The following is a 10,733-nucleotide window of genomic DNA, read 5'->3' on the forward strand; positions in this document are numbered from 1 at the left end:
CCGCGCGAGCCGCGCAAGTCCGACTGCCTCGCCGGCCTGGACCCGACACCCACCGCGAACTCGAAGAACGCGACGCCGACGCCTGCATCGCCACCCTGGACTGTGCCCGGCCCACCTCACCACCAGCGGCGCCGCGACCGCGCCCGCCGCGACAGGATCCGGGGCTTGGCCATCGCCAGGGCCGTCGCGGCGCGACCGGTTTCTGCCGGCTTGGTCGCCCACATCAGCACACTCGCCGGCAGCGCCTCCCCCAGCTCGGCGCCGATGGGCGCCGAGGTCACCGCCGACCGGATCGCCGGAATCACGGCCGCTCGGCTGCTGCGCCGGGCCCGCTGCCTGGTCACCGTTGTGCCCTGACAGCGGGCCGGCGTCGGCTCGCCGACCTGGTTCAGCCGATCGGGTCGAGCACCAGCGCCTGGCGGCGTTGATGCACCGTCAGATACCGCAGCCCGTGCGGTCCGGCGGTGAATGCGCGACGTGACCGGCGTGGCAGCCACACCAGCGCACCCGCGGTCAACTCGACCTCACCGAGCTCGGTGGTCAGGATGCCCGCGCCATCCAGTACGTGGATCAGCACATCCAGATCCGGGCCATTGTGGGCGTCGATGCGCCCGCGCGGGGCGATACGGATGATGTTGGCATCCAGATCGCGCCGCCGTACCGGCAACGTCCACACCGCACCCGTCGTATCCGGATGCCCCGGATCGAACGCGCTGGTATCTATCAGCACCCGGGGCGGCGATGCCGAGGCCAGCTTCCCGATCCGTACCCGCCACACGCGCGGTCCGTCCTCGACCACATCCCAGCTGTACCCGCCGGGATGTTCGACCTCGAACTCGTCGCGCAGATGCCGCGGATAGTGATTGTTCACCAGCACGAACGACTCCCCGGTGGCCAGGGCATCGAACCGCGCGAAGATCGCCGGATGCTTGTCGGGCTTACGCAACTCCCGCACATCCAATTCCCCCGGTTCGGTTCCCGTCAGGTCCGTCTCGGGCATGTGACCCACCTCCTAGTTTTTACAATCTCTTATTGTATAAAATAATCCTTGCGCAGCGCGCCAGCCAAGCCATTCCGGTTATGACACGCGTCATTCATGGCCCCCGGTCCGGCAGGCAGCGGCTCGTACAACCCGCTCATGCCGGAGAACTCGAGGAGAATGCGATGACCACCGCAACCCTGCCCCCGCCCCCCATCCACCACCAGCTCGAGATCCCGCAGCGCGCGGTCAGCGCGGTCCGGCGGGTGCAGGACGCGGTGCGCGCACTGCCCGCCCCGACGCTCCCGCAGGACTTGCTCGCGGCAACGACGGTGGACGATCTCGCCTCCACTCACGTCATCGACGCCCGCACCCTCGCCGTCGTCGCCCGCAAAGACCGACACATCCAGCCGATCGCCGCGATGATCACCGAGCATCTACTCGGCGTCACCGCCACCGTCGTCGGCAGCGCAATCATCATCAGCCTCGGCTGACCAACCCTGCCCGCGCCGGTTTCAGTTCCCGCAATGAATCGAACGGTGGTTCACCTCATGCATATCGGGAAAGCCACAACAGTGCAGGCATTCGATGCCATCGTCGGGAGCCGGAGGCATGCTGCCGATCGGTCCTCTCCGCGGCATGAACGCGGCTTCGCGTCCCTGGTCGAGGCCGGAACGGAGCACGCTGATGAGTGAACTGGCCAAGGTGATTCGACTGCGCGACTGCGACTTCGAGGCGCGGCAGCGCCCAGCGCCGCGGCAATGGCCGAGCCGGCCAGTGTCACGTCCGGTGACGTCGCTGACCGAGCGAGTCGCGCAGGTGCCCCCGCGCCGGCCGCGCGACCTGGGCGATCTGGCCCGCGACGCGATCACCAGCGGTATCCGCGGCGCGGCCGATTTCGCTCGCCGCCGCCTGGCCGGCGACTACCAGGTCGACGAATTCGGCCTGGACGAACACCTGCTGGAATCGGTCCTGCTACCGGCCCTGCGGCCGCTGTCGGACCTATGGTTCCGGGTGCAGGTCACGGGCATCGAGAACATCCCCGAAACCGGGGGCGCGCTGATCGTGTCCAACCACGCGGGTGTACTCCCGATCGACGGGCTGATGCTCCAGCTGGCCGTGCACGACCGGCACCCGAAACAACGGCTGCTGCGGCTGTTGGCTGCTGATCTGGTCTTCGAACTGCCCATCCTGAGCGGATTGGCCCGCAAGGCCGGACACACCCTGGCCTGCTCCGCCGACGCCGTACGCCTGCTGGGCTCCGGCGAGCTGGCCGGAGTGTTTCCCGAGGGATTCAAGGGTGTCGGCAAGCCCTACAGTGAGCGATACAAGCTGCAGCGGTTCGGACGCGGCGGCTTCGCCTCGGCAGCAGCCAAGACGGGCGTACCGATCATTCCGTGCTCGATCGTCGGCTCCGAGGAGATCTACCCCAAGCTCGCCGACATCACCCCGCTGGCCCGGCTGCTCGGGCTGCCCTACTTCCCGGTGACATCGACGTTTCCGCATCTGGGCGTGCTCGGCGCAGTCCCGCTGCCCTCGAAGTGGTACATCGAATTCGGTACCCCCATCCCGACCGACGGTTTCACCCCGGGGCTCGCCGACGACCCGATGACGATGTTCCACCTGACCGACCAGATCCGCGAAACAATCCAGCAGACACTGTACGAACTGCTCACCAAACGCCCCCACCCGTTTGCCGGCCCGAACAACTGACGAACAGTTCAGTTACCCGGAGCGGTCGACAAGCCCGGCCGACAACCGGGCCACACGCCGAGACCGAAAGCCATGGACACGGAAATCATCGGCGGCCGTGCTCGATACATGGCTGGAGATGAACCCAGCACGCACGCCTCGGTATCGGCTCCGCAGCCACTGCCACACTCCGCGGCCAACGCACGGTCCGTGGCGTCGAGCGGCACGGGACAGCCGGGCGCGGTTTCGACGCGGGCCTCGGCTGGTCGAGGCACCGCGATAGTGGACGGGTGGATTCAGCCGAGGTGTGCCTGCAACAACCAGGCGGGCACCGAGCTACGGCCACCCGGCTCGTCACGGACATCTTCGAACGAGATCGGTAACTGCTTGTCCCTCGGAAGATTGTTGCCGTGGATGCGGGCCTGGCGGATCTCGTCGATCACCCAGTACTTCGAGACCACTTCGCGCAGTTCGGCTTCGGTGACGGGGTTGGGACCGAACCCGGCAGGCGGATTCGGGAGGGCCTTGCGGTCGAACACGAGCACGAAGTAGGACGCTCCGGGGGCGGCGGCGCGGACGATGGACTGCTGGTATCCCTCGCGCTGGTCCACCGGGATCGAATGGAACAGGGTGCTGTCGACGATGGTGCCGAAACGGCCGTCGTATCCGGCGAACGAGGCGATGTCGGCGACCTCGTAGGACGCGGTGGTCAGTCCGCGGCGGGACGCCTCGGCGCGGGCCAGTTCGATGGCGGTCGGGGCGGAGTCCAATCCCACTGTCGTGTAACCGTGTTCGGCCAGATACAGGGAGATCGCTGCCTCGCCGCACCCCACATCGAGCACGTCACCGTGGAACTTGCCCTGCTCGATGATCGCCTTCAGTTCCGGCTGCGGCTCGCCCAGACTCCAGGGGGGTTTGGCATCCCAGAACGGTCCGGCCTCGCCCTTGTATGCAGCCTCGAATGTGAATTCGCCCGGCGTGGTCGTGTCTGCTGTTCCCGCGTCACTGTCTCGGGTTTCGATTGCTTTCACTGTTTTGTCGAGGGTTTGTTTCAGGACGCGTTTGCCGACGGTCCCGACGACGGCCCCCAGGACCCGGCCCTTGAGGTTCTTGCCCTCGCGCACGACGACCACATCCACGTCGGTCATCCCGTCGGGTCGACGTGTGAAGGTGTAGGTATGACCCGAGTGGCCACCCCACAGGTTCGAGTCGGTGGTCGTCATGACGACGCGGTCCGGGTTCGACCAGTCGTAGTGCAGGCGTTCCCAGATGCCGTGGGAACCCTCGGTGACGTCCGCATCACACTGGCCCTGATCGTGGACCTCGAGATATTCGTCGGCACTGTTGCCGAACACCTGCGAGCGGCCCGGCCCGAAATCGGTCAACGCCGCCACGAACTGTTCCGGTGTCGAACTCGTGGTCTCCTTGAGGTGGATGGTGGACATCGGAGCCTCCTGTTCTGGGCGATAACTCCTCGAGGGATCGACGGGTCGCCGTTCACACGTGCGCAACAGGAAAGACCGCCCAGGCCGAGGCGAGGATGCCGACAAGGACATCACGCCGAGTACCTGCCGCGGCCGCAGCCGTCTGTACCGTTTGCGCGACGTTTGAAACTGTCGAATCACCATCCAGTCTAGGACCTTGCACGGGACAATCCGAGGTACTGGTTGCAGTACCGGCCGCTACCGCCGACGAGTTCGAGCTGTGAGTCCGCCGGTTCGAGCAGACTCCTCCAGGAGGGGCTGCTGTGCGGCTCGCCCGATTCCCGCACGAGTGCGCCCGCTCGGCCGTGTTCAACAGCGAAGTGCGCCAGCAACTTTCGCATCGTGTCGGCTTCCGCGGTGAAGATCCGGACTCGCTCGATATGCGCAGATTCGCGCCCGGCCGCGGCACACCGGGCCATCTCGCCTTCAGTCAGGCGATAGCGCCGGTCGGCCCGTGTGAGCGGGGTTATCCGAATTTGTGGTGGTCCCACTGTCGATGTCGGCGCTTCGATGGGTGGATCGGTTTGCCCGGGCCGCGACTGGCGGCCCCGGTTCACTGCTGGTCGAGCCGGCATTGCACCATTGGCAGGCCGGTGCCGCGGCTGTCGATCGGTGCGCCGAGGGTGTTCTCGAGCGCGGGTTTCATGGTGTTCCAGGCGCGGGGATAGCGGGAGATGTACGACCGCAGGGAGGCGGCGGTCTCGTCGGGGGTGAGTACCCGAGTGGTGGCGGCGGCAGGGCCGTGGCGGCCGATCCAGATGCGCGCGTGTGGATCGGCTTGCAGGTTGCGGAACCATTGGGATCGGGTGCCGAAGCCGGAGACCACGACGTAGGTGTCGGGTGCGGGGCGGTCGATGACTTCCAGGACGACGTACCGGCGTGTTCCGGTTTTGCGGCCGATGTGTTCGAGCATCAGCATGCGTGAGCCGAACAGGAATCCGAGGTGTGCTCGGTAGAGCAGGATCGGTGCGCGCATCAGCCGGCGGTTCCGGAGCGCTCGGGTTGCGGTGCTGACCAGTGTGCTGGTCAGGGCGGGTAGTGCGGAAGTGTCGGACATGGTGTGACCTCGTTTGTCGAGTAGGGACCGGTAATCGTCATCGGTTGTCGTCTGTCGCCGCACCTCCCAGTCCGGTTCGGTAGATCGACAACACCTCGGTGCCCCAGCGCCGCATACCGATCTCGGTCAGCGGGTCGTCGCCGAGGACGGTGCGCAGATGCGGGCGCAGGATCAACACCGCGAGGTCGTTGATGAGCAGGAATGCCGCGCGCACGCCGGGATCCGAACCGGCATCGGCCATCCCGGCTTCGGCCAGTCTCGCCAGGGCCGTCTGGCTGATCGTGTACAGGCGCGTGAACAACGTGGCGCCTGCCGGTCCGTCCGCGACCAGCATTCGTCCCAGATAGGCGGGTATCGGGGAATCCGCCGGCAGCTGTCTGATCACCAGCTCGGCCATGGTCGGCGCCGTGGCCGCGGCGAAAGGGTCGGCACCGTCCGGGTTGGTGACCTCGTCGAGCAGTGAGTCGAAGATCTCGGCCACATGTTCGTCGACCGCCTCGCGTAAGCCTTCCTTGGCGCCGTAATGCCGCATGACCAGTGCTGGAGACACGCCGGCGGCGGTGGCGATATCACGGATCGAGACCCCGTCGGGGCCGTGGTCGGCGAACAGTCGCAGGGCCTCGTCGCGGATTCTGGCTCGCGCCGTCCGGTCATCGAGTGAACGCATGGTTACTATAGTAAACAAATGTTCACCTCGTGTCGAGCCGGTGCGCTTCCCGGCCGTGCGTAGCCGCTCTCGGCGGTGAGCCATACGTCGGTGAGGGCTCACGGATGCCTTTTTCGCGTGTGCCTGTTGCCTGGTGGTGGGGTGGCTGAGCGCGATGCGGCGGCATGAATAATTCAGTGCAGGTCGAGCAAGGTCCGCGGTCGAGGGTTCGGGCGTGAGGCTTGCATCCGGTACCTGGGTACGGGCTTACCGTGAGTTATGGCTATTTCTCCTGGTGCACAGGATTGGATCCGGGATGCGTGCACATTGCCGACGATCGAGCAGCCGATCCGGATCGCCGAGTTCGACCGGCTGTTCGCCGATGGCGTCCTTGCCGTTCACCGGCCGGGCCCGGTCCGGCTCGAACTGGCTCTGGATCCGGTTTTCGAGCCGGTTGCGCGGGATTTGGCTGATCGTGAGTCGAGCTGCTGCCAGTTCTTCACGTTCGACTTCCTTACTCCCGAGGACCGGGTAGTGATGGTGGTCGGCGTGCCGGCGGCCTACGTCGAGGTGCTCGATGCCTTCGCTGCCCGGGTGGACGCCGCCCGCGGTGGTGACAGGTGACCATGCTGCGTACCAGCGAGCTGGCCGCCGCGGCCGGGGTGAACGTGCAGACGCTGCGCTATTACGAGCGCCGTGGCCTGCTGGCCGAACCTGGACGCACCCTGGGTGGGCATCGGCTGTATCCGGAGCAGGCGGTGACGGTATTGCGGGTGATCAAGGCCGCTCAGCGGCTGGGGTTCACACTCGGCGAGGTCGCCGATCTGCTGGCGGCCACTCGGCTCGGGCGCCTGCGCGCCGGTGCCGGGTTGCAGGCCCGCGCGACGGCGAAGCTGGCCGAGGTCGACGCCGGACTCGCCCAGCTGACCGCCGTACGCGACACCCTGCGGGCAGCCTTGGCGGCCGGGTGTGACGACTTGCTGACATGCAGTGAAAGTCCGGACTGCCCAGTGCGATTCACCGAAAGCGACGAGTCGAGCGCGAAGGGCGGACGTGATCGAGATCCCGGATGGCAGCGGCCATGACGTACTGGGCGTGCCTCGACGTCGCCCACCGCCGCGAATTCGGCACGGTCGCCGGGGTCCGAGTCGGTGTTCGGGTCACCGAAGCCATCACCGGCTGTCAGAGTTGGTAGCCGTCGATATCGGGTGCCGGGTGCGGTTCACCCCCGGCGGCGCTGAATGCCGTCAGTGCACGCACCATGCCCGACCGGTCCTCATCGGGCATACGGGCCACCAAGGCCGCGATCTCTTCGCGGCGGCGATCGGTCACCGCGGCGACGATCTCGTGTCCACGCGGGGTCAGTTCGATGATCAGCTCGCGGCGCGAGTCCGGATTGAGTCTGCGGTCGATCAAACCCGCGGCCACCAGCCGATCGACCATGCGGGTGGCCGTGGACGGCTGCACGTTGAGCCTCTCGGCCAGCGCGGCGATCTTCGACGGGCCGCGGGTCGACAGGATCACCAATGTGCGGAACTGCGCGATGGTGAGGGTGTCGTCGACATGGGCGATCGATCGCGCCGACAACGCCACCAGCAACCGCGAGGCCGTGAGCAGAGCGTCGGTCAGCTCGTCCACGGACTCCTGCGCCACCTGCCGACGACCTCGTCCTGCCACGAGTACCTCCATCACCAAAACCCGCCGTTCTCCCTCATCCTGCCGCTTGTGTCCCGTGACGTGAAGTCGCACCGCCGAGCCGGAAAGCCACACAGGACGATTCGCTGCACGCTACCGAGTGCGGCCGGGGACCAGCGCGACCGGCCACACCACAGCCGGCGTCCATGCCCCGTCGCTACCGAGGCGCACGCTGTCCTCGCCGCCACCGTGAATCACGTACCTACTACAATTGTTGCTTACTGCATGTTTCCGGGTGATGAGGGATTCGTATGACAGCGACGCAGTCCAAGTCGGCGCACACCGGGAAGGTTGTGTCCGGTAGGCGGTGGTCGTTGCCGGTTCCGGCGCGGGTTTCGCTGGGGGAGTGGGTCCGGGACAGTCGCGGCGGGATCGTCGTCCTGGCGGTGATCATCGGCGCCGGGTCCGGTCTCGGTGCGATCGTGTTCCGTTGGCTGATAACGACGTTCACCGAGCTTCTGTCCGGTCACGCGGATTATTCCGCGGCCGGACGGGTCGCGAATCCGCATCTGCCCGCGCTGGGGATCTGGTTCGTGGTGCTGGCTCCGGTGGTGGCCGGGGCGATCTATGGTCCGTTGGTCACGAAGTTCGCACCCGAGGCGCGCGGGCACGGTGTGCCGGAGGTGATGTACGCGGTCGCGGCCCGGGGCGGCCGGATTCCACCGCAGGTTACGGTGGTGAAGGCATTGGCTTCGGCGCTGTGCATCGGCGGGGGTGGTTCGGTGGGCCGTGAGGGGCCGATCGTGCAGATCGGGTCCGCGTGGGGGTCGAGCCTCGGCCGACTGACCCGGATGCCGGAGAACCGGCTGCGGATTCTGGTCGCGTGCGGTGCGGCCGGTGGTATCGCCGCGACGTTCAAACGCACCGATCGCGGGGCCGTTCTTCGCGATGGAGCTGATCTTGCGGGACTTCGCGGCCGAGTCGTTCGGCGCGGTGGTGCTGTCGTCGGTGACCGCCAGCGTGATCGGCCGGGCCGCGTTCGGCAATCACCCGTTCCTGGATCTACCCGTCTTCCATCTGAAATCGGGATGGGAGTACCTGATCTTCGCGGTGCTGGGCATCGTGGTCGGCGCGGTCGGAGTGGCGTTCACCCACATTCTGTACTGGATCGAGGACGCGTGCGACTGGGCGTGGCGCGGCCCGGAATGGTTGCGCCCGGCTGTGGGTGGTGTGCTGCTGGGCGGGCTGTTGCTCGCATTGCCGCAGATGTACGGGGTTGGATATCCGGTATTGGCGCACGCCATCGACGGCGAATACGTCGTATGGCTGCTGCTGATCCTGATGGTCGGCAAGATCGTCGCGACCAGCCTGACCATCGGCATCGGCGGCTCGGGCGGAGTGTTCGCGCCGTCGCTGTTCATCGGCGCGATGGCTGGTACAGCCTTCGGAGTGCTTGTGCACCAACTGTTCCCGGCCGCGACCGCGGCGCCTGGCATGTACGGGCTCATCGGCATGGGTGCGGCGTTCGCGGGTGCGACCCGCGCGGCGATCACCGCGGTGGTCATCCTGTTCGAGCTCACCGGCGAGTACAGCATCATCCTGCCGCTGATGCTGGCCATCGTCGCTGCCGCACTCACCTCACGGATATTGTCGAAAGAGACGATCTACACCCTCAAGCTGACCCGGCGCGGGGTGGATCTCGATGCGGCGCATCATGGTTCGGTCTCGCGCCTCGAACAGTCCGCTGTCGCGTCGGTGATGGAGCTGATGCCCGAGCCGATCGCGGCCGGCACTCCGATCGAGCAGGCCGGGCGCGCGGTGTGGTTGTCGGCCAACGGTGTCCTGCCGGTGATCGGCGCGGACGAGCACTATCACGGCTGCCTCACCGCGCAATCGGTCGCCGAGGCCCTGTCCGACCCGGCCTCGGATCACGCCACCGCCGGGGATCTCGCTGTCATCCCTCCGAAGATCACCGAAACCGCTTCTCTCGCAGATGCACTCGACGCCCTCGGCGCCGCGACGGCCACCGGCATCCCGGTCCTGGACTCCGCCGGGCGTACCGTGGTCGGCTGGCTCACTCACCGCGCCGTCTTGAAGGCCCTGCAAAGCGCGCACACCGGAACGTGATTCGCCTCAGCAGACCGGAATTCTCCGATGGTGCGGCCGTGCGAATGAATGTCCACACTCGCCGCGTGGTCATACCGGGTCGCCGTCCTTGTTCTCGTGCGGGGAAACAGGGCCTCGACCGTGCAGCTGTGCCAGACGCGCGTTGTAGGCGTCCAGCGCTGCTTGCTCGGCGTCGACGTCGGTGCCGCCGAAAGCGGATTCGCCGAGTAGGGCGCGCTGGCGGATTCCGTCGAGCCAGGGGCCGAAACTGCGGGCGGTGTCACCGGAATGGACCCACCGGCCCGCGACGATGATCATCAGCAGCATCATCAGGCCGTCCCCGCCCAGCCACATGATCACCCCGGCGGTGTTCTGATCGACCAGCGCGCCGGGGCCCCACGTCCGGGACGCGGCGTAAGCGGGCGCCAGCACCGACGAGGACATCATCAACGTGACCCCGACGAGGGTGTCCGGCCCGACGCAGATCGCCAGCACCAGCAGCCGCAACCCGTACGGCCACGACGGCTCGGTCGTCAACTCGTCCCCGGCGAGCGGGAGCAGCAGGAGGTAACCGCTGATCAGGTAGAGCAGCAGTTCGGCGTCGTGGATCCAGGTATCGGTGAGCATCGCCTGCTGGAATCCGGTCAGATGAGTGAGCACCAGCACCACGGCGTACAGCGGCACCGTGAACCGGGCCGATATCAGCCACCGCCACGGCGCGCGCCACCGGGCGGTGTCGATGATCGCGCGGGCGCGGGGCCCGCCGGTGAGGTGGAGCAGCCGGATGGGCTGTCCCCACACCGCCAGCGCGGGCACCACGGTGATCAGCAGCAGATGGACGACCATGTGGATGGTGAACAGGTGATGGGCGTACGCCGCCAGCGCGCTGTCCAGGGCCAGGACCAGCACGGCCAGTCCCGCGTACCAGCTGGCGATCCGCAGCACCGGCCACGACTGTGCGTGCCGTCGTGCCCGTATCACCAGCCATCCGTACCCGATCGCGGCAACGGCGATCAGAGTGTCACCGATCGGTGAGATCGTCCAGGTCGTGAGCACTCCGGTCAGTGTTGGTGCCGCAACGTCGATCGCCATAACCACACGAGCAGTATGCAACAGTTGCGCACAGCACATTAA

12 protein-coding genes and 1 pseudogene are annotated in these 10,733 nt (G+C 66.9%); 7 read left to right on the forward strand and 6 right to left on the reverse strand.

From position 1 onward, the window contains the following. Window positions 1-165: 165 nt before the first annotated feature. Entirely contained in the window at window positions 166-357 is a 192-nt protein-coding gene (locus tag NV1_RS43865) for a hypothetical protein (RefSeq protein WP_157117403.1), read from the forward strand. A 31-nt stretch (window positions 358-388) separates the two neighbouring features. Here the strand turns inward: NV1_RS43865 and NV1_RS27375 are convergent, their stop codons facing one another. Then, window positions 389-1,000 (reverse strand): DUF2249 domain-containing protein, encoded by a 612-nt coding sequence (locus NV1_RS27375; protein WP_067897415.1) that lies wholly within the window; start codon window positions 998-1,000, stop codon window positions 389-391. A 164-nt stretch (window positions 1,001-1,164) separates the two neighbouring features. On the opposite strand from NV1_RS27375, the gene NV1_RS27380 reads away from it, so the two are divergent. After that, window positions 1,165-1,473: a hypothetical protein gene (locus NV1_RS27380; protein WP_067897418.1), complete on the forward strand. Its 309-nt coding sequence runs from the start codon at window positions 1,165-1,167 to the stop codon at window positions 1,471-1,473. Window positions 1,474-1,666: 193 nt separating this feature from the next. Further along, a complete protein-coding gene (locus tag NV1_RS27385) occupies window positions 1,667-2,692 on the forward strand; it encodes a lysophospholipid acyltransferase family protein (protein WP_067897446.1) in 1,026 nt (341 codons plus the stop codon). Window positions 2,693-2,967: 275 nt separating this feature from the next. Here the strand turns inward: NV1_RS27385 and NV1_RS27390 are convergent, their stop codons facing one another. From NV1_RS27390 to NV1_RS27405, 3 genes are all read right to left on the reverse strand, one after another. Continuing rightward, window positions 2,968-3,693, reverse strand: coding sequence for a class I SAM-dependent methyltransferase (locus NV1_RS27390; protein WP_067897449.1), 726 nt, complete (start codon window positions 3,691-3,693; stop codon window positions 2,968-2,970). Between the two features lie 1,015 nt (window positions 3,694-4,708). Continuing rightward, a complete protein-coding gene (locus NV1_RS27400; protein WP_067897451.1) occupies window positions 4,709-5,212 on the reverse strand; it encodes a nitroreductase family deazaflavin-dependent oxidoreductase in 504 nt (167 codons plus the stop codon). Window positions 5,213-5,249: 37 nt separating this feature from the next. After that, window positions 5,250-5,879: a TetR/AcrR family transcriptional regulator gene (locus tag NV1_RS27405; RefSeq protein WP_067897424.1), complete on the reverse strand. Its 630-nt coding sequence runs from the start codon at window positions 5,877-5,879 to the stop codon at window positions 5,250-5,252. Window positions 5,880-6,185: 306 nt separating this feature from the next. Here NV1_RS27405 and NV1_RS27410 point away from each other — a divergent pair, with 306 nt between their 5' ends. Continuing rightward, complete coding sequence (locus NV1_RS27410; protein WP_245713952.1) at window positions 6,186-6,482, forward strand: hypothetical protein; 297 nt, start codon at window positions 6,186-6,188, stop codon at window positions 6,480-6,482. Between the two features lie 2 nt (window positions 6,483-6,484). After that, window positions 6,485-6,943 carry a MerR family transcriptional regulator gene (locus NV1_RS27415; protein WP_067897454.1) on the forward strand — a complete coding sequence of 153 codons (459 nt, stop codon included), beginning with the start codon at window positions 6,485-6,487 and terminating at the stop codon, window positions 6,941-6,943. 97 nt (window positions 6,944-7,040) lie between these two features. Here the strand turns inward: NV1_RS27415 and NV1_RS27420 are convergent, their stop codons facing one another. Continuing rightward, the gene (locus NV1_RS27420; RefSeq protein WP_067897457.1) at window positions 7,041-7,547 is read right to left on the reverse strand and encodes a MarR family winged helix-turn-helix transcriptional regulator; all 507 of its coding nucleotides are present in this window, start codon (window positions 7,545-7,547) and stop codon (window positions 7,041-7,043) included. A gap of 257 nt (window positions 7,548-7,804) precedes the next feature. On the opposite strand from NV1_RS27420, the pseudogene NV1_RS46465 reads away from it, so the two are divergent. Next, a pseudogene (locus NV1_RS46465) lies at window positions 7,805-8,350 on the forward strand (chloride channel protein); the annotation flags it as partial. A 103-nt stretch (window positions 8,351-8,453) separates the two neighbouring features. Next, on the forward strand, window positions 8,454-9,620 hold the full coding sequence (locus NV1_RS46470) for a chloride channel protein (protein WP_281181900.1): 1,167 nt from the start codon (window positions 8,454-8,456) through the stop codon (window positions 9,618-9,620). 69 nt (window positions 9,621-9,689) lie between these two features. Here NV1_RS46470 and NV1_RS27430 read toward each other — a convergent pair. Then, window positions 9,690-10,733, reverse strand: a 1,044-nt coding sequence (locus tag NV1_RS27430) for a cytochrome c oxidase assembly protein (RefSeq protein ID WP_157117404.1), incomplete at its 5' end; no start/stop codon positions are given.

Source organism: Nocardia vaccinii NBRC 15922, assembly GCF_001613305.1.
In the GTDB taxonomy this organism is placed as follows: Bacteria; Actinomycetota; Actinomycetes; order Mycobacteriales; family Mycobacteriaceae; genus Nocardia; species Nocardia vaccinii.